Raw genomic sequence first — 20,053 nt, forward strand, 5'->3', positions numbered from 1 at the left:
CGAGTCGACGACGAGAGTCACGCGCGATCGGCCTCCTTGGCCGCCAGGATCTCCTCGGCCGAGAGGCGACTGCCCGTCGCTCGCACGCGATGGCGTGCCCGGTCCCAGAACTCGGCGGGATCCGGCTGCTCGGCGAGCTTCACGAGTTCGGCTCGCACGTACTCCTGCAGCGACATGCCGGCGCGGGCCGCGCGGGCGGCCAGCTCACCGCGCGTCTCGTCGGGCACGTCGCGGATGGTCATCGACACAGGCATGCATGCAATCTAGCAGCGATACATGTCAATCAGCATCGGCCGCGTCGTCACGACCGACTGCCACCCGCTGCTTCGGAGTACGCGTGAACGATGTCGGCAGGGATCCGGCCGCGGTCGCTGACCTCGATGCCCCGTGCCCGTGCCCAGGCGCGGATCTCGGCGGACGACGGTGGCGCGACCGGCACCGGTCCGCCCGGTGCGAAGGAGCTCTCGAGGCCTGCGGTCGAGCCGGCGGCGGCCAGCTCGGTGAGGCAGGCGCCGAGCCAGCGGTAGGTCCACTCCTGGGCGAGCGGCCGGCTCTCGCAGAAGACGACAGGCACCGACGGGAATCGGGCCTGTATCTCGGCCAGCGACTCCGCGAGGCGGGCACCGGAAGCGTGTGGGAGCTTGAACAGGCGGCTGTAGCGGTCTTCGATGACGACGGCCGCCCGTGGGAGCGCCGTCAGGTCGGCGAGTGCGTAGGTCAAGCGGCCGGAGAGCAGGCTCCCGGCGAGGTCCTCGAGCGTCTTGCGTTCGACAGCGGCGACCACCGCACCGTCCAGTTCGACGGCGTAGTCCCCCGCGGCCAGCCGCCGCCGACGCGTGGTGGCCTGTTGGTGGCCGAACGAGTACGGGTACTTCTCGCCCGTGTCGACGACGATGTCGAGCACCTGGCCGGACGCTCGGGCCGTCGGCAGGTGGACGCCGGGGCGGGCCTGCTTCGTCGTCCGTGGCGACTGCCAGAAGATCGCCTCCCGGCCGCGGGCCCGGGTGACGACGAGCTGTGAGCGGTTCTCCCGGGCACGGGCCAGCACCAGGTCGATGGCCGGGCCGCGCCGCGTGCAGGAGCGGACCGCGTGCCGCTCGACGATCTCCGCGTCCACCGGCCACTCCACGGCGCGGTGGCAGTAGACCTTGGCCGCTCGCGGCCACGGCTCCTTGGCCTTCACGACGACGCCGGCCGGTCCCAGGGGATGCGCACCAGGTAGGGCAGGGCGGAGTCGGGATCGGGGTTGCGCGCCACCAGCAGGTCGTCGACCACGGCTCCAGCCTGGCACGGCAGGCGACGTCCTCGGGACAGGTACCGGAGGCGGCGTCGTCGCGAGCGGTGTCGCTCCGGACGGTCGGAGTCCGCTCGCCCGGGTAATGGAGCTGCGCGGTTCCGGTCCCGCGTGTTGACTGCACCGGCTGTGCAGCACCCTGACCGCACCCGAGCGAATCGAAAGGACGATGGAGAAGATCAACGGACGCCTGCTGAACTGGGCGTCGATCCTGGAGGACACCACCCGCGAGCAGGCCGAGCGCACCGCGGCGATGCCGTTCATCTACCCGCACCTGGCCCTCATGCCGGACGCCCACCTGGGCATGGGCGCGACCGTCGGCTCGGTGATCCCCACCGACGGCGCGATCATCCCGGCCGCCGTCGGCGTCGACATCGGCTGCGGCATGATCGCCGTCCGCACCCAGTTCACCGCTGACGACGTCGCCCGCCGCGACCTGTCCGTGCTGCACGGCCAGATCTCGCGGTCCATCCCGCTGTCGGCCGGCGGCCGGAACACCAAGATCCGGGCGAGCGCCGAGCCGCGGATCGCCGAACTGCGCGAGACGCCCGGCGTGGGTCAGGCCGACGCCGCGGTGGCGCACTGGCCGCAGCAGCTGGGGTCGCTCGGGAGCGGGAACCATTTTGCCGAACTGAGCCTCGACGAGATCGACCGGGTCTGGCTGTTCCTCCATTCCGGATCGCGGGGTGTCGGCAACAAGCTCGCGCAGAAGCACATCCGGATCGCGCAGGAGCAGTGCCGTCGCCGGCACATCCAGCTGCCCGACCGCGACCTCGCCTACCTGGTGGAGGGCGAGCCGGAGTTCGACGCCTACATCGAGGCACTCCGCTGGGCGCAGCGGTTCGCCTACCTCAACCGCGAGGAGATGATGGACCGCTGCGTCGACCAGCTCGGCCGCTTCTTGGGCACGGAGGTGGAGCGCCACGAGACGGTCAACGCCCACCACAACTACACCGAGCGCGAGACGCACTACGGGCGCGAGGTGTGGCTGTCGCGGAAGGGCGCGATCTCGGCGCGGGCAGGCGAGCCGGGCCTGATCCCCGGCTCGATGGGGACGGCGTCCTACGTCGTCGTCGGCAGGGGCAACGTGCCCTCGCTGATGTCCTCGCCGCACGGCGCGGGCCGCAACTTCTCGCGCTCGGCCGCCCGGAAGCGGTTCACGCGGAAGGACCTCGACGCTCGGATGACGGGCATCGCGTGGGGGCACTCGGACGCGTTCCTCGACGAGCACCCCGACGCGTACAAGCCGATCGACCAGGTGATGGCCGACGCCGCCGACCTGGTCGAGGTGCGGCACACGCTGCGTCAGATCGTCAACGTCAAGGGCGACTGACCAGGGGCCGGCGTTCCCCTGCGGGACGCCGGCCCGGGCGTCTGTCACCGGTGCGCCGTACCGTCCCGATCCCATCGCGAGTCAGAGGAGAAACGTGTCCAGCGCCGAGCAGCCGTCCGCCCGCGGTGTGCGGCCGATCGTCCACCTGCACCAGCCGGACGACGTCGCCACCGCGCTGCTCGTTCGGGCCCAGTGGGACGACGGCATGCCCTACCTGCGCTCCGTGGAGGTGGCCGGCACCGTCGCCGACCTGCAGCAGCTGGTGCCGGCCGACGGGATCTGCCGGCTGGACCAGCGCGACGACCACGGCGCACGGACGCTCGTCGTCGAGGCTGCGAACACGCTCACGGCGATCAGCGCGGGAGACGGCGTGACCCGGCTGTCCGTCGTCGGCCGGGACCTGCCGACCGTGCAGGGACTCGTGGACACCGCGTCGGCGACGGCGCGGCGCCTGGTGGAGGAGCCGGAGGGCTCGCTGCGGATGGGCTTCTGGGCCTACGGGGACGGCTTCGGCCGGATGTCGACCCGCCGGGTGACCGCACCGACGTGGGCGGAGGCGTCGGGGAACTACACGCGCCGGACGGCGGAGGCCTCGCGGCGCTCATGTCCCTGCGCCGGGTCGACGAACGCGCCGGACGGCTCGTGCTGTGGCACGGGGAGCCGGGCACCGGCAAGACCACCGCCGTCCGCGCGCTGAGCCGGGAATGGGTGGACTGGTGCCGGCCGCACTACGTGATGGACCCGGAGAAGCTGTTCGCCGAGCCGAACTACGTCCTGGAGGTCGCCGGCGCCGACGGTGACGACGACGACAGCGACGACGACCGGTGGCGGCTGGTCGTCGCCGAGGACTGCGACGAGTACCTGGCCGCCGATGCGAAGCTGCGGTCCGGTGCCTCGCTGGGCCGGTTGCTCAACCTCTGCGACGGCATCCTCGGGCACGGGCTGAAGGTGCTGGTCCTGCTCACGACGAACGAGGAGGTGGGGCGGCTGCACCCGGCGATCACCCGCCCCGGTCGCTGCCTCAGCCAGGTGGAGTTCCAGCCGCTGTCCCCCGCCGAGGCGCACGCCTGGCTCGGCGACGACGCGTCCGCCCCGGAGGCGCCGATGACGCTCGCCTCGCTCTTCGCGCAGCGCGAGCAGCGGGCCGACGTCGGGAGCCCCCGCGAACCCGGCCTGGGTGGCTACCTCTAGACCGGTCGACGCCCGCCCGCCCGCCGGTCAGGTCCGGGCGATGCCCAGCAGGGTGACGTCGTCGGTCGCCGGGGGTCGAGCGCCGCCAGGACCGCGTCCAGGAGCGCCTGCGGCTCGGCCGGTGCGGCGGCGGCCGCCGCCCGGAGCTTCTCCAGGCCGGATGCCAGCCCGTCACGGCCGCGCTCCACGAGACCGTCGCTGAACAGCAGCAGCCGGTCCTCGCCGGAGAGCCGGACCCTTGTCTCCCGGTAGCCGGCGGCGTCGAGCAGGCCGAGCGCCGGTCCGCGCCCGTCGGCCAGGAATTCCGCGCCCGACGGCGTCGCGTGCAGCACCGGCAGGTGCCCGGCGTTGGCGACGACGACCTCGCCGGTGGCCGGGTCGAGCTGGACGACGACCGCGGTGGCCATCTCCCCGGGCAGCAGGGCGGCGATCACCTCGTTGAGGCCGTCCAGCGCCGCACCCGGACCCGGCGCCCGCAGCAGGTGCGCCCGCAGCGCGTGCCGGAGCTGCGCGGTGACCGCGGCCGCGGCGAGCCCGTGACCCGCGACGTCCCCGAGCACGAGCGAGACGGCGCCTCCGGGCAGCGGCACCAGGTCGTACCAGTCGCCGCCGACGACGTCGTCGGCGCTAGGCAGGTACCGGGCGGCGAGCGCGACGCCGGCGACCTTCGGCAGCTCCTCGAGCAGGAGGGTGCGCTGCAGCGCGGTGATCAGCCGGTCGTCCTCGGCGGCCCGGCTCAGGGCGGCGTCGGCGAGGTCGCCGGCCAGTGCGCGCGCGGCGGCGACCTCGTGCTCCCGCCAGGGCTGCGCGGTCTCCCGGACCGTCTCGCTCCACGCCTCGAACGACCGCCGGGGGCTCAGCCGTGGGCCGGCGTCGGTCTGGGCGGTCTTCGACGCGTAGGGGTTGCCGCCCCAGGTGACCTCCCGGATCGTCTCGGGCCGGAACCAGGCGAGGAAGTCGTCCCGGCCGCCGGGCACCTCGACGGCGAGCACGCCGCTGGCGGTGGCGGCCAGGTCGGCTCCTCCGGGAACCACCCGGCTGACCGCGTCGGTCACCGGCGTCCCGGCCGCGAGCAGGGCCCGCACCAGCGGCTCGACCCGGTCGGCGGGCGGCGTCGTCCCCAGGAGCCGCAGCTGGCCGTTGAGCCGGACCGCGGCACCGCCGGCCGGCAGCAGGTCCAGCGCGGTCACGTCCCCGTCGGCCAGCGCCGCGGACAGCTCCCGCGGGGTGCGGCCGACGACGGCTGCCAGCTGGGCCTGACGGTGGGCCACCTCGACGATTCCGGTCTGCTCACCCGCCACGATCGTCGTGGGCAGCAGCAGCGAGGCGGTGCGCCCGAGGAACTCGGCGGCGACCCGGTCGGCGTAGGAGGGGCGGTGCGGCCCGGCGTAGTGGTGGCAGGCGATCAGACCCCACAGCCGCCCGTCGTCGATCAGCGAGATCGACATCGAGGAGACGACGCCCATGTTGGCCAGGTACTCCAGGTGCACCGGCGAGACGCTGCGCAGCATCGCGCCGGAGAGGTCCAGCGGACGGCCCGTGGACGGGGTCACCGCAGGGTCGAGTGGGATCGGCCGGTAGCCCGCGTCGGGGATGATGCGCATCCAGTTCGTGGCGTAGAGGGCGCGGGCCTGGGCCGGGATGTCGCTGGCCGGGAAGCGCAGCCCGAGGAACGGCTCGAGGCCGTCGCGGCGGGCCTCGGCGATCACCTCACCGTTCCACTCGGCGTCGAAGCGGTAGACCATCACGCGGTCGAAGCCGGTCACGGTGCGGACGTCGCGGGCGAGGACGGCGGTCAGCTCGTCGAGGGTCGCCGTCGCGGAGAGCCGCTGCAGCACGGTCGGCAGGCGGCGGTGCCACGCGGCGCCCGCCTGCTCGGCGCCCCGGACCGGTTCCCACTCGGTGAGCAGCAGCCCGTCGGCGCGGTGCAGGACGAGGTCGACGTCGGCACCGGCCACCTGGACGCGCAGCGGACTGACCTCGGCCAGGTCACCGGCCAGCCCGGCGCGCAGCGCGCCGAGGTCGACCCCGCCGAGTACCTGGTCCAGGGTCTCGACCGCCCGGCCGAACAGCTCGGCCGCGTTGGCGGAGGCGACGACGACGTCGAAGTCCGGCTCGGTGACGGCCAGCAGCACGCCGTGCGGCTGGACGGCGCCGGGGACCGCGATCGGCTCGTCGGCGCAGCGCAGCAGCGCCTCGTCGGGGACGGCGCCGGCGTCGGTGTCGCTCACCGCCGGGGGTTCACGGGGTGGCGTCGCGCTCGACGAATCCGATCGCCGCCGCCGAGTCCACGATGGGCATCGCCGAGCCGAGCTCCAGCAGGTCGATGGTCAGCCGCACGGCCCCGTGGCGGTGCGGCGCCAGCACGTGCATCCCCACGCCTGCGGCCAGGGCCTTGCGCGCGGTCCGGGCGAGCTCCCGGGCTCCCGAGGAGTCCATGAACACGGTGTGCGTCAGGTCGACGAGGAACGCCTCCGGTCCGGCGGCCAACTGGGCGTCGACGGCCTCGGCGAGTTGTGGGGCCGTCGCGAGGTCGAGCTCTCCCCGTACCGTGAGCGACGGGCGTCCGGCGAGGGTGGTGCGCTCAACGTCGAACAGCACGTACGGGCTCCCTCGTCGGCGGCACACTGCTGCGATGAGGGTAATGGCAACGATCTCGAGGAGGTGAGTCGCCGGTGGACGTAGCGTTCAGCGTCCGGCTTCCGGTGGACGCGCAGAGCGTTCCCCTGGTGCGCGGACTGGTCCGGCAGGCGCTGCAGCACCTCGGGGTGGCGGCCACCGGGATCGACGAGGTGTTGCTGGCGCTGTCGGAGGCGTGCGCGAACGTCGTCCAGCACGCGGGCGAGCACGAGGAGTACCAGGTCGACGTCAGCATCGACGACCACGTCTGCCGGATCACCGTGCTCGACCACGGGAACGGGTTCGACGTCCAGGCGGCCGCCGCCGCCCCATCGGGCTCACCGTTCGAGGGCGGCCGGGGCCTGGTCATGATGCAGTCGCTGATGGACCGGCTGGACTTCCGGCACACCGAGGATGGCCGGCACGGCGTCCACCTGGAGAAGCGGCTGGTCACCTCACCGCAGCTGCGGCTGCTGCCGACCTGACCTAGCCGCTGGCGTTCGCCGGCCGGGCGGCGACCAGCTCGCCGAGCGCCGTGCCCCACCGGCGGGCACGGTCCTCCTCGCCGTCGGCGAGGGGACCTTCGGGGTCGACGACGACGAAGTGCTCGGCCGGTGCGGCAAGGGCCGCGCCCAGCCCGCGCAGCAGCTTCTCCTCGATCCGCGCCGCGTGGTCGAGCTTGGTGATCAGCGTGGGGTGGTCCATGCGGGTGTCGAAGGCGGCCGCGTTGATGTGCGGCGGCAGCTGGACCGTGTCGAGCCACTCGTGCAGCCCGAAGCTGGTGTCGGGGATCTCGGCGCCGTGGTCCTCGATGGCGCTCTCGCGGGTCGCCTCCTCGGGCATGCCGAAGGCGTGGGTCGGTCCGCCGACGACCAGCATCCGGACCTCGGCCGGCACCTGGGCGGGCGCGTCCCGCGCCGAGACGACGTCGACGGGCAGGCGCGTGGCCAGGCCCTCGGCGATCGCCAGGGCGATCTGCTTCGCGTCGCCGAACACCGACTCGTAGACGACCAGGGCTCGGGCCATGGGTCGCTCCCTCCCTCCGTGGCTGGGCCGCCGACGGTAGAGCCGGACCCCCGTCCGTGGGGGCTCTCGCGGCGCGGCCGGGGCGGTCGTCTTGGATGAACGGCGTGACGTCCTCGCCCGCCGCCTTCAGCACCGCCGTCCAGGAAGCGGGGCGCCGGCTCGCCGGGGTGGCCGAGCGGACGCCGCTGCAGCGCAACGCCCGCCTGTCCGGCTTCACCGGCGCCGACGTCTGGCTCAAGCGCGAGGACCTGCAGGTCGGTCGCTCCTACAAGATCCGCGGCGCCTACAACACGATCAGCCGCCTCTCCCCGGAGGCGCGCGCCGCCGGCGTCGTCTGCGCCAGCGCCGGCAACCACGGGCAGGGCGTCGCCTACGCCTGCCGGGCCCTGCAGGTGCGCGGCCGGGTGTTCGTGCCCGGCACGACACCGCGGCAGAAGCGCGAGCGGATCGCCTCGCTCGGCGGTGACATGGTGGAGCTGGTCGTCACCGGCGACTCCTACGACGAGGCGGCGGCCGCCGCGGACGCGTCGGCGCGGATGACCGGCGCGACGCTCGTCCCGGCCTTCGATGCGCTCACGACCGTCACCGGCCAGGCGACGGTCGCCGTCGAGATCCTCGAGCAGCTGGGCGCGGCACCCGATGTCGTCGTCCTGCCGGTCGGTGGCGGCGGGCTGCTGGCCGGCTGCGGCACCTGGCTGCGCGAGCACTCCCCGCCACCCGGCTGGTCGGCGTCGAGCCCGCGGGTGCGGCGAACATGGCCGCCGCGCTGGCGGCCGGGGAGCCGGTGGAGCTGCCGGAGATCGACACGTTCGTCGACGGCGCCGCCGTCCGCCGGGCGGGTGCGGTCACCTATCCCCTGGTCCGCGACTCCGGCGCCGAGCTGCTCGCGGTGCCGGAAGGGCAGATCTGCACCGAGATGCTCGAGCTGTACCAGACCGACGGGATCATCGCCGAGCCCGCGGGAGCGCTGGCGACGGCGGCGCTGAGCGGCGGACAGGTGACCGTCGAGCCCAGGCAGACCGTGGTGTGCCTGCTGTCGGGCGGGAACAACGACGTCAGCCGGTACGCGGAGGTCGTCGAGCGGTCGCTGGTGCACCGCGGGCTCAAGCACTACTTCCTGGTCGAGTTCCCCAGGAACCAGGCGCCCTGCGCCGCTTCCTCGACGAGGTGCTGGGGCCCGACGACGACATCGTGCTCTTCGAGTACATGAAGCGGGACAACCGCGAGACCGGTGCGGCGCTCACCGGCATCGAGCTGGGCTCGGCCGACGGCCTGCCGGGACTGCTGGAGCGGATCGAGGCCAGCCCGCTGCGCATCCAGCTCGTCGCCCCGGGGACCGCGGCCTACCGGTTCCTGGTGTAGCAGAGCCTCGTCCAGGGCGGCTGCCTCCTTCCGTGTCAGTACCCGGACGTAGGTTCCGCAGCATGAGCTCTGGACCTGCGATCACCCTGGGGGCGGTGAACGTCGAAGCGGACGAGCCCCGTGCGCTGGCCACGTTCTGGGCGCAGCTGTTGGGCGGCGCGGTCGGTGCCGAGAACGACGGATTCGCCTTCGTGTCCGCCCGGGAGCCAGGCGGCTTCGCCATGTTCTTCCAGCGGCGCTCGGACCCACGTCCCGACCGGCAAGGCCAGCATCTCGACCTCACCGTGCCCTGGGGAGCACGCGAAGCGGAGGTCGCCCGAGCCGTCGCCCTGGGGGCCACGCACCGGTGGGACGTGCTCGACGAGGTGCCGTGGGTTCAGTGGTCGACGCTGTCCGACCCGGAGGGCAACCTGTTCTGCATCGCTGAGCACCCGCCGGCGACCTGAAGCCGCCGGGCCCTACGACGCGCTAGAGCCAGGCCGGCGGCGCGGGCACGTCGCCGGTCAGCCCGGAGGCGTCGGAGCGGGTCAGCCAGGCGGCGACGGCGCACACCGGGCCGTCGATCCGCACGGCGCCGCTCCCCACGTCCGGTCGACGTCGGTGGCGACGACCGTGACGTCCAGCTGCTGATCGCGGGCGGCGAACAGCCCGAGGACGTCGTCGACGAGCGCGGCGCAGAACTCGGCGGGGAGGTCGGCGAAGGAGAGCCCGGCGTCGAGGTCGGTGCCGTGCACCCACACCTCCTTGCCGCGCATCCACGGCACCAGCGACGCCGGCACCGTCACGCCCTGGCCGTTGCGCACCTCCGCCCTCCACGCCTCGACCGGCGTGGTCTCGATCGCCCGCGCCAGCCGGCCGCAGGCGTCGACGTAGTCCGCGCGCAGCTCGGCGGCCGGTCGGGCGGCGGTGGCCTCGATGTCCGCGTCGCGGACCGCGCGCGAGGGGTACATCGGCGTATCGACGCCGGTGCGGGCCCACTCCAGCAGGTTCACCAGGGCGTCGGCGTTGCGGGCCAGGTGCGCCACGACGTGGGCGCGCGACCAGCCCGGCAGCGCTGACCCGCCGGCCAGCTCGTCGTCGGTCAGCCGCTCGACGAGGCCGCCGACGACCCGCTCACCGTCGCGCCACCATCTCGTCGCCGTGTCGGAGGCCGGCTCCGTCCGCTTCTCGGTCACGGGTCAGAACCTAGGCGCCGCCCGACCCGGTGCCCGCAGCGAGGTCGCCCGCGACGTCCGGCGGTCGCAAGGGTCGGCTGTTCCGCCTGGGACGCAGGGGGTCCCTTCCCGTGTCGGAGCGGGTCAGCGGCATGCAGCCGTCCTAGCTTCCGGATTCTTGGCGTCTCGTTTCCGGGGAACCACATGGCTGATCGCTCGACTCCCACCTCCCGACAGGTGGCGCTCGGCGTCGTCGGCGCTCTGCTCCTCCTGCTCGTCGTCGCCGGTGTCGCGACGAACGGCGTCTCCGGGGGCTGTCCATCCTCGGGCTGGCCGCGCTGTTCGTCGGCGTCGCCGCGATGACGGGGCGGGCACGCTGGGCACGAATTCCTACCCGCCGGGTGGCCGGCACCGTCGCGGCCGCGGGTCTCGTCGCCGTCATGGTCAGCGGCGCGACGACCACTCCCACCCGCGAGACCTCCGCCGCGTCGGAGCCCCAGGCGACCCGGAGCGCCGAGACGATCGCCCCTTCCGCGGAGGAGCTGGCGGAGCAGGCTGCCGCGCAGGCAGAAGCCGCGCTGGCCGAGGTCGAGACGGCGGAACGTGCAGTGCCGACGGGGACCCCGACCGGTCTGCTGAGCGATGTCGACACCCAGGCGGCGGTGGGCGCCGCCGAGCGGACGACCGCGCTGGCCGCGCTCTCCGCGGTCGAGGTCAAGGGCCGCGCCCCGCGCACCGGCTACGACCGGGACAACTTCGGCTCCGGCTGGGTGGACGTCGACCGCAACGGCTGCGACACCCGCAACGACATGCTGGCCCGCGACCTCGCGAACGAGACGTTCAAGGCCGGTACGCGCGACTGCGTGGTGCTGACCGGCAGCCTGACCGACCCGTACTCGGCGCGCACGATCGGCTTCCAGCGCGGGCAGGGCACGAGTGACGACGTCCAGATCGACCACGTCGTCGCCCTCTCCGACGCATGGCAGAAGGGTGCGCAGGGCCTGAGCTCGAGCCGGCGCACGGCATTCGCCAACGACCCCTCAACCTGCTCGCCGTCGACGGCCCGCTCAACATGCAGAAGGGCGACGGCGACGCCGCGACGTGGCTGCCGCCGAACCAGGCGTACCGCTGCGCCTACGTGGCGCGCCAGGTGGCGGTCAAGGTCAGCTACCAGCTGTGGATGACCCAGGCGGAGAAGAACGCCATCGCCACGGTGCTCAGCACCTGCCCGAACGAGCCGTTGCCCGGCGGTGTGGTCGCCAACGTGCCCGAGCGGGCGCAGCCGACTCCTCCCCCGCACCGGTCCCGGCTCCTCGTCCGGCCCCCGCTCCCAAGCCGGCTCCCGCCCCTGCGCCAGCCCCCGCCCCGGCACCCGGGCCCGCTCCCGCTCCCGCTCCCGCTCCCGCTCCGAGCGCGTACTACAAGAACTGCGATGCAGCCCGCGCTGCAGGCGCGGCTCCGGTCCGGGCCGGACAGCCGGGATACGGCACGCACCTGGACCGGGACGGCGACGGGATCGGCTGCGAGTAGCCGTTCCGCTCAGGTCAGGACGCGGATCGGGTCGCCGGCCATCCAGGCGGCGACGTCCTCGACGGCCTCGCGGTAGTAGATCTCGTAGCTGCCCCGGGTGACGTAGCCGAGGTGCGGGGTGAGGACGGCGCGGCGCAGCTCGCGCAGCGGGTGGTCGCGCGGCAGCGGCTCCCGGTCGTACACGTCGATGCCGGCACCGGCGATCCGGCCCTCGCGCAGGACGTCGATCAGCGCGGCCTCCTCGACGATCGGGCCGCGGCTGGTGTTGACGAAGACGGCGGTGTGCTTCATCAGGGCGAAGTCGTCGGCGGTGATCAGGCCGCGGGTGCGCGAGGACCACACGACGTGGACCGTCACGACGTCCGAGGTGGCGAACAGCTCGTCCTTGTCCACCCGGCGCGCGCCCACCTCGGCGGCGCGCTCGTCGGTGAGGTTCTGGCTCCAGGCGACGACGTCCATGCCGAACGCGGCGCCGATGCGGGCGACCCGCGAACCGAGACGGCCCAGCCCGACGACGCCGAGGGTGCCGCCGGCGAGGTCGCCGCCGATCGTCTGCTGCCAGCCGCCGGCGCGCATCGACGCGTCCTCCTGCGGGATGTGCCGGAGGGTCGCGAGGATCAGCGCCCAGGTCAGCTCGGCGGTCGCCGTGGTCTCCGACGTGGTCCCGCAGACGGGGATGCCGAGATCGGCGGCGGCCGCGACGTCGATGGACCTGTTCCGCATGCCGGTGGTGACCAGCAACCGCAGGTTGGGCAGCCGTTCGAGCACCTCGCGCGGGAACTTGGTGCGCTCGCGCATCGCGATCACGACGTCGAACGGGTGCAACCGGGCGACCAGCGCGTCCGTGTCGGCCGCGGAGTCGTGGAACTCCACGACCTGGGCCGGCTCCGGGAGCCGGGACCAGTCGCAGAGGTCAGCGGCCACGGACTGGTAGTCGTCGAGGACGGCGATGCGGTGCATGTCCACGGTCTAGCCGACGCGCGGACGGCCCGCACGCGGAAGGCGTGCGGGCCGCGCAGCGCTCCGGCTGACGAGCGTCGGTGCGTCAGGCGCGTCCGGTGCCCGTGTTCTTGTCCTTGCCGGTGAGCTTCGAGACCGCGTCCTTGATCTTGCGCTGGTTCTGCGGCTCCCGGGCCTTGTCCACGGCCTTCTTCGCCACGCCGGCCTTGGTGAGCTTGCTGAGCAGTCCCATGGTGGCCTCCTGGTGTCGGGATGTCCCTGTCCGTGCCCGGGGGTGGCGATGGCAACCCGTTCGGGACGGACCGTCACGGAAGTGTCATGACCGCTGTCGGCGCCGGTCAGGCCCGCACGGCGCCGTCGTCCTCCGCGTCCGGACCGCTGCCGGGATCGCGGGCCAGCAGGTAGGTCGCGACGCCGAGGATCACGCCGGCCACCCCGGACAGGACGACGATGACCGGGGTGCTGACGTCGCCGAGGACGGCGCTGACCAGGTCGCGGGAGCGCGAGGTGGGGTCGGCGAGGACGACGCCGACGAACACCGCGACGAGCAACCCCGCCCCGGCGGCGGCGACGTGGGCCAGCCGGCCGGTGAACCCCATGCGGTCGCTCACGCTGCGGGCGGCCTTCACGATCCGGCCGGCACGCAGGATCCGCAGCGCACCCACCGTGCGGACCAGCCGGAGGATCTGCACCGGCCCGAGCGCGAGGACGACGGCGACGACCACGGCGAGGGTCAGCGCGATCAGCCCGAGATGGCCGCGGATCCAGGCGCGCTTGTTCTCCGCGACCACCAGGAGGATGACCGTCTCGGCGACGAGCACCGCACCGCTGATGATGTCGACGACGTGACCCGCGGTGGCGAGCGTGCCCTCCGCGACGGTGAGGAACATGGCCGGGATCGACGCGAGCGCCGCCACGAGGACGGGCAGGGCGAGCCGCTCCTGCCAGCGTTCCTCCCGTGTCTTCACTCCCCGCACGCTAACGCCGCACATGCCCTGCTGCCGGTGAGCCCGCCGATCAGGCCGTCATGAACCCGCTCTCGTAGGCGGCGATGACGGCCTGTGTGCGGTCCCGCGCGCGGAGCTTGAGCAGCACGCTGCTGACGTGGGTCTTCACCGTCTCCCGGCTGAGGAACAGCTCGGTGGCGATCTCGGCGTTGGAGAGCCCGCCGGCCACCAGCCGCAGGACGTCGGCCTCGCGGCCGGTCAGCTCGGGCAGGGCGGCGGCGCCCCGTGCGCGGGAGGGCGCGTGCGAGGCGATGAGCCGGCGGGTCAGGTCGGGCAGCACCAGCGAGGTCCCGCGCGCGACCACCCGGATGGCGTCGACCAGCTCGTCGGGGTCCGAGCGCTTCAGGGCGAAGCCGCTGGCGCCGGCCTGAAGCGAGCGGAAGAGGTAGTCGTCGTCCTCGAAGGTGGTGAGCACCAGCACGCGCGGGCGCTGCGGATCCCGGGCGACGAGCTCGCGGGTCGCGGCGATGCCGTCCAGATCGGGCATGCGGACGTCCATGAGGACGACGTCCGGGTCGGTCCGGGCCGCCACCTCCAGCGCCTCGCGACCGGTGCCGGCGTCTCCGACGACCGTCATGTCGGGCTCGCTCTCCAGGATCACCCGCAGCCCGGACCGGACGAGCACGTCGTCGTCCACCAGCAGCAGCCGCAGGGCCGTCACGCGGCGCCCGACAACGGCAGGGTGGCGCACAGCTCGTAGCCGCCGGAGGGCGTCGGCTCGGCGGCGAGCGTGCCGCCCGCGGCGGCCGTCCGCTCGCGCAGACCCGCCAGCCCGCGCCCACCGCCGGGGCCGGGTCGGCTGTCGAGCTGGGAGGCCCGCTCGTTGCACACGCGGACGACGAGGGTGTCGCCGCTGCGCACCACCTGGGCGACGGTCAGCGGGGTGCCGGCGTGCCGCAGCACGTTCGTCGTCCCCTCCTGGACCACCCGGTAGGCGAGCTCCTGCACGCCCGGGGGCACGTCGTCGACGTCGCCGTCCACCACGAGGGCGACCGGCAGGCCGCCGTCCCGCAGACCGGCCAGCAGGTCCTCGAGGTCGTCGAGCGAGGGCGCCGAGAACGGGGCGGGGTCATGGCCGCCGTCCTCGGCGCGGAGCACGGTGAGCACCCGGTCGAGCTCGGCGAGCGCGGCGCGGGTGTTGGTCTCGATGTGGCCGAGCGCTTGGCGGGCGAAGTCCGGCTGCAGGGGCCGGTCGTCGGCGGGCGTCAGGGTGCGCCGCGCGGCGGCGGCCTGCAGCAGGCTGGCGGTGAGCGCGTGTCCGATGGTGTCGTGCAGGTCGCGGGCCAGCTTGTTGCGGTCGGCCAGCCGCCGGCTGGTCTGCTGGAGTGCGGCGATCTGCTCCTCGGGCGCGGTGCCGAGGAGCCGCGGCGCCACCGCTCCCGCGAGCCGCACCAGCAGCTCGAGCACGACCAGCGTGACGACGACGTCCGCCGCCATGAGCGCGAGCAGCGGCAGCGCGGTGAGCGCGTTCCACTCCGCGCCCCACACGAGCGCGGCCAACCCGACGGAGCCGAAGAAGAGGGTGGCGAGGGTGGCGGCGCCCATGAGCACCCGCGCGCCGAGCCAGCCGAGCGCGCGCCAGGTGTCGGAGCCCAGCACCAGCCGGTTGAAGCGGCGCACGACGCCGCGCTGGTCGAGCACCCGCCCGCCGGCCGGGACGTCGACGTCGAGCAGGGTGCGGACCAACCGGCGCTCGAGACCGGCGAACCCGCGGGTCAGGGCGAGGACCAGGATGATCAGCAGCACGCCGACGCCGTAGATCACCGCGACGACCGACCCGAAGAGGCCGAAGAAGAGCGCCAGGTACAGCGCCCCCAGCGGCAGGCTCGCCAGCGCGTACAGCGCGCGGCCGGGCCAGCCCGGGCGGGCGGCGGCCAGCACGGCCCGCACCCGGAGGGCGATCTCGCCCGCTGAGCTGGGAAACGTCGTCGTCGGGGGCACGGATCGATCCTGGCGCGTCCCGGTCCCCGGCGATTCCCCGCGAGCGCGCTCTCCCGCTCCCCGCACGGGGGACCCAGGTCGGCGCTGCGGGGTGATCCGCGGGGTCCGTTCCCGCGACACGCTCCGTGGCATGACTCCACCCCTCTCCCGGCGGCTCGCATGATCGAGGTCCGCGGGCTGACCAAGCAGTACGGCGCCGTCCGCGCCGTCGATTCGTTGAGCTTCGACGTCGCGCCGGGCAAGGTGACCGGCTTCCTCGGGCCGAACGGCGCGGGCAAGTCCACCACGATGCGCATGATCCTCGGCCTCGACCGGCCCACCGCCGGCTCGGCGGCGGTGGGCGGCCGGTCGTTCGCCACGCTCGCCGAGCCGCTGCGCGCGGCCGGTGCGCTGCTCGACGCCGGCGCCGTGCACCCCGGCCGCAGCGGCCGCGACCACCTGCGGGTGGCCGCCCGGGCGAACGGGATCCCGCTGCGGCGGGTGGACGAGGTCGTCGACCAGGTGGGGCTCGGCCCCGCGGCCCGGCGCCGGGTCAAGGGCTACTCGCTCGGCATGCGCCAGCGGCTGGGGATCGCGACCGCACTGCTCGGCGACCCCGCCGTCCTGCTGTTCGACGAGCCGATGAACGGTCTGGACCTCGACGGGGTCCGGTGGATCCGCCGCCTCGTGCGCGGGCTGGCCGACGAGGGCCGCACGGTTCTCCTGTCGAGCCACCTGATGAGCGAGATGGAGCAGACCGCCGACCACCTGGTGATCATCGGCCGCGGCCGGCTGATCGCCGACGCGTCGATGCAGGACGTGATGCGCGGCGGGGGCACGTCCCGGCAGGTGCGGGTGCGGACACCGTCCGTCGACGAGCTGGCCGGCGCCCTGCTGCGCCGGAAGCTGCGGGTGCACCCCACCGGCGACGGCGACCTGCTGGTCGAGGGCGCGACGGCCGCGACGGTCGGCGACGTGGCGCTCGAGGTGGGTGTCGCGGTGCACCGGCTGGCCGAGGACCGGTCCTCGCTGGAGCAGGTCTACCTCGACCTCACCGGGGACAGCGTCCAGTACCGCGTGGCCGACGCACCCGAGCTGGTGCGGCGATGAGCGCGGCGACGCTCGCCGTCCGGACGGCGGAGCCCGGCGCCGCGACCGTGTTCGCGCGGGCCGCGTCCGCCGAGTGGGTGCGGCTGCGGACCGTGCGGACGACGTTGTGGTGCCTGCTGGCCGCCACGGTGACGATCGTCGGCATCGGCGTGGTCATGGCGTTCGACGCGGAGAACGTGACGGCGACCGGCGACTTCCGCCGGCGACGTCGGCCGGAGAGTTCGGCGTGCTGCTGGGGCAGTTCGCGTTGCTGGTGATGGTGCTGCTCGCGGTGACGCAGGAGTACGCCAGCGGGGCGATCGGCCCGACCCTGCAGTGGACGCCGCGGCGCGGTGTGCTGCTGGCCGCGCGGGTCACCGTGCCGGTCGTCGCCGCCACGGTGGCCGGCGTCCTGCTCGCGCTGGTCGCCGACGTCGCCGCCCGGCTGATCGAGCCGGGACTGACGCTCACCTTCGCCGATGTGACCGACAGCCTCGGCCGGGTCGCCGCGGTGCTCCTGGCCGGCGGTGTGCTGGCCGTCGGTGCGGGCCTGCTGCTGCGCAGCACGGCCGGGGCGCTGGCGACGGTCTTCCTGCTCCAGCTCGTCCTGCCGTTCCTGCTGCCGGCGTTCGGGGTGCAGTGGATGGCCGACCTCGGCGAGCTGCTGCCGGGGTCGGGAGCGATCTGGACGCTGCTCGGTGAGCCGGACATGACGGCGGCGCAGGCGGCGGCGCTGCTGGTCGGCTGGGCGGGGGTCGCGCTGGCCTCGGGCGGCTGGTCGCTGCTGCGCCGGGACGCCGGGTAAGGACGGGGCCGCCCCGGGTAGGGGGCGCTGTGGCGTCAGAACTCGTCCGTCATGCACTCTCCGTCGCCCAGGGCCGCGAGCCCGGCCAGGTCGCCGGATGCGAAGTCCAGGGTGTGGCCGGCCGACGGGTACATCAACTGGGTCCGGTCGGAGACGTGGTCGAGGCCCACGAGGTGGCCGATCTCGTGGAGCACGACGGCCCGGGCGCGCTCGGCCCCCAGGACGAGGCGAGCATCCTGTCGAAGGCCGAAGCCGACAGGCTCACGGTCCCGGTGGTGTAGATCAGGACACCGTCGATCGGTAGGGAGTCGCTGCCGGCCTGCCCGACGACGTCGGTGAGGTACTCGGGCTCCTCCTCGGTGGTCTCCCACGTCACCAGGACGGGCGACCACGGCCTGTCGTAGCGGTCGACGTCCCACGTCCTGGACGCCTGCTCGCCGGCCCCGCCGTCGTGGACGAAGGTCAGCCCGGTGACGTCGGCGACCCGGGCGAAGGCCTCGTGCACGAGCTCCGCGCCGCCGTCGGGCGCGTTGTCCGGCCGGATGACGTAGTGGATCGGCTGGCACGGGTCGTAGGCGACCGGTGTCCTGCCGTCGGACTGGTGAGCGAGGAAGGCATGGGCGCCACCACCGGTCAGTGCCTGAACGGGATCCAGGAGGGCCGGGCGGGCCACGATCGCGGCGCCGAGAGTCAGCCCGACGACGAGGACACCGATCAGCAGAGACCGTAGCCGGAACCGCCGGCGCGGCGCCTGGCCCGCCGGGGACCACGTCCGCCACTCATCGGGGGCCGCTGCGCACCCGCGGCCTCGTCGAGCACCCACTGCGGCACGCGACCGGAGGGAGACGTCGGCAGGCCCGCGGGTACGCCTGGGGAAGGCCCGTCCAACCGTCCCCTCCGCCGTTCCGCGCTCCTGGTCTACCGGCACGGGGCGGTTCCGCTCAAGGGGCGGCAACCGGGCATGACTCCATCGGGCCAACTCCGGTCATGCGACAGCGCCCCTCACCCGGGATCCGGGGAGGGGCGCTGTCGCGGTGTCAGGTCAGCGGACGGGGCCGCGGCCCCTGCCGGCGCCGCCCTTGCCCTGCTTGTTCTGGAAGTCCGAGATGAACTTCTTGATCTTCGCCTGGTTGTGCGGCTTCTTGGCTTCCTGGATCACCTTCGCGGCGACCCCGGACACCATCAGCTTCCGGATCAATCCGGCCATGTTCGCCTCCTCGTTGTCGGTCTGACTCCCCGGTGCCCCGGGGAACGGTCGGCCAACCGCAGGCGTGCCCGTTCTCAGCCCATCGGGGCTACCCGCCGAGGCCGGCGTCGCGGGCGCGGGCCACCGCGGAGGCGCGGTCGGTGACACCCAGCTTGGTGAAGATGCTGGACACGTGGTTGCGGACGGTCTTCTCCGACAGGAACAGCCGGCGGGCGATCTCGGCGTTGGCCCGCCCCTCCGCGACGAACGACAGCACCTCCCGCTCCCGCTCCGAGAGCTGCGGAAAGGGCCCGACGGCCGCTGACCGGGCGGCGAAGAGCGCCATCACCCGCTCGGCGACGCCCGACCCGTAGACCACCTGGCCGTCGGCCACCGACCGGACGGCCCGCTCGATCTCCTCCTGCCCGGCCCCCTTGAGCAGGTAGCCCCAGGCGCCGGCGCGGATCGCCGCCAGCACCGTCTCGTCGGCCTCGATCATGGTCAGCACGAGCACCCGCGTCCCCGGCGCGACCTCCTGCAGCCGCCTGGTCACCTCGACCCCGGTGAGGCCCGGCATCTGCAGGTCCAGCAGGGCGACGTCCGGACGGTGCGCGACGACGGCGTCGACGGCTGCCGGACCGTCCGCGGCCTCGGCGACGACGTCGAGACCGCTGTCCTGCAGCAGCAGGCGCAGCCCCGCCCGGAAGGCGGGGTGGTCGTCGGCGATGACGACGCGGGTCACGGATCTCCTCCCAGCGGCAGGACGGCCGAGACCCGGGTGCCGCCGCCGGGCTCGGGCGAGATGCGGCAGCTGCCGCCGAGCTCCGTGGCGCGGTCGCGCATCGACCGGAGGCCCAGCCCGGCCGGTGAGTCCTCGGCACAGCCGCGGCCGTCGTCGACGACCTCGATGCCGACGGCCTCCCGACCGCCGTCCAGCCGCACGGCGATGTGCTCCGCGCAGGCGTGCCGGATCGCGTTCGTCATGGCCTCCTGGGTGATCCGGTAGGCCGCGACCTCCACGGCGGCGGGCAGGTCCGACAGCTGTCCGCTGCCGCTGATCCGGATGCGCGGGGCGCCGTCGCGCTCGGGCAGCAGGCCGGGTCCGGTCGCCTGGAGCGCGCCGAGGAGACCGAGGTCGTCGAGCGCCGGTGGACGCAGGCCGTGCACGATGCGGCGCACGTCGGCGACGGCGTCCTGGAGCTGGTCGCGGGCCGTCGTCACCAGGGGCACGGCCCGGGCCGGCTCCTGCCCGAGCGCGCGCGTCGCGACGTCGAGGGCCATGACCGCCGAGGCGAGCTGCGGGCCGAGGCCGTCGTGCAGGTCGCGGCGGATCCGTCGGCGCTCCTCTTCCCGTGCGGTGACCAGCCGGTCGCGCGAGCGCTCCAGGTCGGTGGCCAGCCGCAACGCGAAGCCGACGGCGGCGAGCTGGGCGGCGAGGTCGGTCAGCAGCGACTCGTCGACCGGGTCCAGGCGGTCGGTGCCCGCGCGGGGGCGACGTGCAGCGTGCCCACGACGGCGTCGTGCCAGTGCAGCGGGACGGCGTGGACGGCGAGGGCCCGCTCCCCACCGACTCGACG

Annotated in this window: 27 protein-coding genes and 2 pseudogenes; 13 read left to right on the forward strand and 16 right to left on the reverse strand. The window is 74.0% G+C overall.

Annotated features, from left to right (window positions below):
* Positions 1 to 17: 17 nt before the first annotated feature.
* Together U6N30_RS19075 and U6N30_RS19080 are read right to left on the reverse strand one after the other, a co-directional pair.
* Entirely contained in the window at positions 18 to 254 is a 237-nt protein-coding gene (locus U6N30_RS19075) for a FitA-like ribbon-helix-helix domain-containing protein (protein WP_324273500.1), read from the reverse strand.
* Positions 255 to 301: 47 nt separating this feature from the next.
* A complete protein-coding gene (locus U6N30_RS19080) occupies positions 302 to 1,183 on the reverse strand; it encodes an Lsr2 family DNA-binding protein (RefSeq protein ID WP_324273501.1) in 882 nt (293 codons plus the stop codon).
* 280 nt (positions 1,184 to 1,463) lie between these two features.
* Between U6N30_RS19080 and U6N30_RS19085 the strand changes: the two genes are divergently transcribed.
* From U6N30_RS19085 to U6N30_RS19095, 3 genes are all read left to right on the forward strand, one after another.
* Positions 1,464 to 2,627 carry an RtcB family protein gene (locus U6N30_RS19085; RefSeq protein ID WP_324273502.1) on the forward strand — a complete coding sequence of 388 codons (1,164 nt, stop codon included), beginning with the start codon at positions 1,464 to 1,466 and terminating at the stop codon, positions 2,625 to 2,627.
* Between the two features lie 94 nt (positions 2,628 to 2,721).
* Positions 2,722 to 3,324, forward strand: coding sequence for a DUF5925 domain-containing protein (locus U6N30_RS19090; RefSeq protein WP_324273503.1), 603 nt, complete (start codon positions 2,722 to 2,724; stop codon positions 3,322 to 3,324).
* A complete protein-coding gene (locus U6N30_RS19095; protein ID WP_324273504.1) occupies positions 3,270 to 3,818 on the forward strand; it encodes a P-loop NTPase family protein in 549 nt (182 codons plus the stop codon). Before U6N30_RS19090 ends, U6N30_RS19095 begins: the two co-directional genes overlap by 55 nt.
* Here U6N30_RS19095 and U6N30_RS19100 read toward each other — a convergent pair.
* Complete coding sequence (locus tag U6N30_RS19100; RefSeq protein ID WP_324273505.1) at positions 3,815 to 6,049, reverse strand: SpoIIE family protein phosphatase; 2,235 nt, start codon at positions 6,047 to 6,049, stop codon at positions 3,815 to 3,817. The two genes, U6N30_RS19095 and U6N30_RS19100, sit on opposite strands and share 4 nt — an antisense overlap.
* Positions 6,050 to 6,059: 10 nt before the next feature.
* Complete coding sequence (locus tag U6N30_RS19105; protein ID WP_324273506.1) at positions 6,060 to 6,419, reverse strand: STAS domain-containing protein; 360 nt, start codon at positions 6,417 to 6,419, stop codon at positions 6,060 to 6,062.
* Positions 6,420 to 6,493: 74 nt separating this feature from the next.
* Here U6N30_RS19105 and U6N30_RS19110 point away from each other — a divergent pair, with 74 nt between their 5' ends.
* Positions 6,494 to 6,922, forward strand: a complete 429-nt coding sequence (locus U6N30_RS19110) for an ATP-binding protein (protein ID WP_324273507.1) — start codon at positions 6,494 to 6,496, stop codon at positions 6,920 to 6,922.
* A 1-nt stretch (position 6,923) separates the two neighbouring features.
* Here the strand turns inward: U6N30_RS19110 and U6N30_RS19115 are convergent, their stop codons facing one another.
* Positions 6,924 to 7,463 (reverse strand): flavodoxin family protein, encoded by a 540-nt coding sequence (locus U6N30_RS19115; protein WP_324273508.1) that lies wholly within the window; start codon positions 7,461 to 7,463, stop codon positions 6,924 to 6,926.
* A 95-nt stretch (positions 7,464 to 7,558) separates the two neighbouring features.
* Between U6N30_RS19115 and ilvA the strand changes: the two are divergent.
* From ilvA to U6N30_RS19130, 3 genes and pseudogenes are all read left to right on the forward strand, one after another.
* A pseudogene (ilvA, locus tag U6N30_RS19120) lies at positions 7,559 to 8,673 on the forward strand (threonine ammonia-lyase IlvA).
* Complete coding sequence (locus U6N30_RS19125) at positions 8,610 to 8,825, forward strand: hypothetical protein (RefSeq protein ID WP_324278377.1); 216 nt, start codon at positions 8,610 to 8,612, stop codon at positions 8,823 to 8,825. The pseudogene ilvA and the gene U6N30_RS19125 overlap by 64 nt, the downstream one beginning before the upstream one ends.
* Positions 8,826 to 8,887: 62 nt before the next feature.
* Positions 8,888 to 9,271, forward strand: a complete 384-nt coding sequence (locus tag U6N30_RS19130) for a VOC family protein (RefSeq protein WP_324273509.1) — start codon at positions 8,888 to 8,890, stop codon at positions 9,269 to 9,271.
* An 81-nt stretch (positions 9,272 to 9,352) separates the two neighbouring features.
* On the opposite strand, the gene U6N30_RS19135 is transcribed toward U6N30_RS19130, so the two are convergent.
* Positions 9,353 to 10,000 carry a maleylpyruvate isomerase N-terminal domain-containing protein gene (locus tag U6N30_RS19135; protein WP_324273510.1) on the reverse strand — a complete coding sequence of 216 codons (648 nt, stop codon included), beginning with the start codon at positions 9,998 to 10,000 and terminating at the stop codon, positions 9,353 to 9,355.
* Between the two features lie 183 nt (positions 10,001 to 10,183).
* Between U6N30_RS19135 and U6N30_RS19140 the strand changes: the two genes are divergently transcribed.
* The 3 genes and pseudogenes from U6N30_RS19140 to U6N30_RS19150 all read left to right on the forward strand — a co-directional run bounded on the left by U6N30_RS19140 (position 10,184) and on the right by U6N30_RS19150 (position 11,509).
* Complete coding sequence (locus tag U6N30_RS19140; protein WP_324273511.1) at positions 10,184 to 10,342, forward strand: hypothetical protein; 159 nt, start codon at positions 10,184 to 10,186, stop codon at positions 10,340 to 10,342.
* Between the two features lie 446 nt (positions 10,343 to 10,788).
* Positions 10,789 to 11,132: pseudogene (locus tag U6N30_RS19145) on the forward strand (HNH endonuclease family protein); the annotation flags it as partial.
* Between the two features lie 23 nt (positions 11,133 to 11,155).
* Entirely contained in the window at positions 11,156 to 11,509 is a 354-nt protein-coding gene (locus U6N30_RS19150; protein WP_324278378.1) for an excalibur calcium-binding domain-containing protein, read from the forward strand.
* A gap of 9 nt (positions 11,510 to 11,518) precedes the next feature.
* Here U6N30_RS19150 and U6N30_RS19155 read toward each other — a convergent pair whose 3' ends face one another.
* The 5 genes from U6N30_RS19155 to U6N30_RS19175 form a co-directional block, all read right to left on the reverse strand.
* Positions 11,519 to 12,469: a D-2-hydroxyacid dehydrogenase family protein gene (locus U6N30_RS19155; RefSeq protein ID WP_324278379.1), complete on the reverse strand. Its 951-nt coding sequence runs from the start codon at positions 12,467 to 12,469 to the stop codon at positions 11,519 to 11,521.
* An 85-nt stretch (positions 12,470 to 12,554) separates the two neighbouring features.
* Positions 12,555 to 12,701, reverse strand: a complete 147-nt coding sequence (locus U6N30_RS19160) for a hypothetical protein (protein ID WP_324273512.1) — start codon at positions 12,699 to 12,701, stop codon at positions 12,555 to 12,557.
* A gap of 106 nt (positions 12,702 to 12,807) precedes the next feature.
* Positions 12,808 to 13,437, reverse strand: a complete 630-nt coding sequence (locus U6N30_RS19165; protein WP_324273513.1) for a hypothetical protein — start codon at positions 13,435 to 13,437, stop codon at positions 12,808 to 12,810.
* A gap of 49 nt (positions 13,438 to 13,486) precedes the next feature.
* A complete protein-coding gene (locus tag U6N30_RS19170; RefSeq protein WP_324273514.1) occupies positions 13,487 to 14,137 on the reverse strand; it encodes a response regulator transcription factor in 651 nt (216 codons plus the stop codon).
* A complete protein-coding gene (locus tag U6N30_RS19175) occupies positions 14,134 to 15,417 on the reverse strand; it encodes a sensor domain-containing protein (protein WP_324273515.1) in 1,284 nt (427 codons plus the stop codon). Before U6N30_RS19175 ends, U6N30_RS19170 begins: the two co-directional genes overlap by 4 nt.
* A 159-nt stretch (positions 15,418 to 15,576) precedes the next feature.
* Between U6N30_RS19175 and U6N30_RS19180 the strand changes: the two genes are divergently transcribed.
* The 3 genes from U6N30_RS19180 to U6N30_RS19190 are packed head-to-tail and all read left to right on the forward strand — an operon-like array spanning position 15,577 to position 17,290.
* Positions 15,577 to 16,506: an ABC transporter ATP-binding protein gene (locus U6N30_RS19180; protein ID WP_324273516.1), complete on the forward strand. Its 930-nt coding sequence runs from the start codon at positions 15,577 to 15,579 to the stop codon at positions 16,504 to 16,506.
* Positions 16,503 to 16,763 carry a hypothetical protein gene (locus tag U6N30_RS19185; RefSeq protein WP_324273517.1) on the forward strand — a complete coding sequence of 87 codons (261 nt, stop codon included), beginning with the start codon at positions 16,503 to 16,505 and terminating at the stop codon, positions 16,761 to 16,763. Before U6N30_RS19180 ends, U6N30_RS19185 begins: the two co-directional genes overlap by 4 nt.
* Positions 16,733 to 17,290, forward strand: a complete 558-nt coding sequence (locus tag U6N30_RS19190) for a hypothetical protein (protein WP_324273518.1) — start codon at positions 16,733 to 16,735, stop codon at positions 17,288 to 17,290. The genes U6N30_RS19185 and U6N30_RS19190 overlap by 31 nt, the downstream gene beginning before the upstream one ends.
* Before the next feature lie 35 nt (positions 17,291 to 17,325).
* Here the strand turns inward: U6N30_RS19190 and U6N30_RS34210 are convergent, their stop codons facing one another.
* The 5 genes from U6N30_RS34210 to U6N30_RS19210 all read right to left on the reverse strand — a co-directional run bounded on the left by U6N30_RS34210 (position 17,326) and on the right by U6N30_RS19210 (position 19,880).
* Entirely contained in the window at positions 17,326 to 17,484 is a 159-nt protein-coding gene (locus tag U6N30_RS34210; RefSeq protein ID WP_422677956.1) for a matrixin family metalloprotease, read from the reverse strand.
* Positions 17,424 to 17,963 (reverse strand): hypothetical protein, encoded by a 540-nt coding sequence (locus U6N30_RS19195; protein WP_324273519.1) that lies wholly within the window; start codon positions 17,961 to 17,963, stop codon positions 17,424 to 17,426. The genes U6N30_RS34210 and U6N30_RS19195 overlap by 61 nt, the downstream gene beginning before the upstream one ends.
* Positions 17,964 to 18,332: 369 nt before the next feature.
* A complete protein-coding gene (locus U6N30_RS19200) occupies positions 18,333 to 18,497 on the reverse strand; it encodes a hypothetical protein (protein ID WP_324273520.1) in 165 nt (54 codons plus the stop codon).
* Positions 18,498 to 18,585: 88 nt separating this feature from the next.
* Complete coding sequence (locus U6N30_RS19205) at positions 18,586 to 19,218, reverse strand: response regulator transcription factor (RefSeq protein ID WP_324273521.1); 633 nt, start codon at positions 19,216 to 19,218, stop codon at positions 18,586 to 18,588.
* Positions 19,215 to 19,880 (reverse strand): sensor histidine kinase, encoded by a 666-nt coding sequence (locus U6N30_RS19210; protein WP_324273522.1) that lies wholly within the window; start codon positions 19,878 to 19,880, stop codon positions 19,215 to 19,217. Before U6N30_RS19210 ends, U6N30_RS19205 begins: the two co-directional genes overlap by 4 nt.
* Positions 19,881 to 20,053: the final 173 nt, after the last annotated feature.

It is taken from the genome of Blastococcus brunescens (genome assembly GCF_035320885.1).
GTDB lineage: Bacteria > Actinomycetota > Actinomycetes > Mycobacteriales > Geodermatophilaceae > Blastococcus_B > Blastococcus_B brunescens.

Coding starts and splice junctions, on each gene's coding strand:
- U6N30_RS19140 (WP_324273511.1), top strand. CDS start 10,184: ATGGCTGATCGCTCGACTCCCACCTCCCGACAGGTGGCGCTCGGCGTC.
- U6N30_RS19075 (WP_324273500.1), bottom strand. CDS start 254: ATGCCTGTGTCGATGACCATCCGCGACGTGCCCGACGAGACGCGCGGT.
- U6N30_RS19180 (WP_324273516.1), top strand. CDS start 15,577: ATGATCGAGGTCCGCGGGCTGACCAAGCAGTACGGCGCCGTCCGCGCC.
- U6N30_RS19085 (WP_324273502.1), top strand. CDS start 1,464: ATGGAGAAGATCAACGGACGCCTGCTGAACTGGGCGTCGATCCTGGAG.
- U6N30_RS19185 (WP_324273517.1), top strand. CDS start 16,503: ATGAGCGCGGCGACGCTCGCCGTCCGGACGGCGGAGCCCGGCGCCGCG.
- U6N30_RS19155 (WP_324278379.1), bottom strand. CDS start 12,469: ATGCACCGCATCGCCGTCCTCGACGACTACCAGTCCGTGGCCGCTGAC.
- U6N30_RS19200 (WP_324273520.1), bottom strand. CDS start 18,497: ATGGCCGGATTGATCCGGAAGCTGATGGTGTCCGGGGTCGCCGCGAAG.
- U6N30_RS19130 (WP_324273509.1), top strand. CDS start 8,888: ATGAGCTCTGGACCTGCGATCACCCTGGGGGCGGTGAACGTCGAAGCG.
- U6N30_RS19160 (WP_324273512.1), bottom strand. CDS start 12,701: ATGGGACTGCTCAGCAAGCTCACCAAGGCCGGCGTGGCGAAGAAGGCC.
- U6N30_RS19115 (WP_324273508.1), bottom strand. CDS start 7,463: ATGGCCCGAGCCCTGGTCGTCTACGAGTCGGTGTTCGGCGACGCGAAG.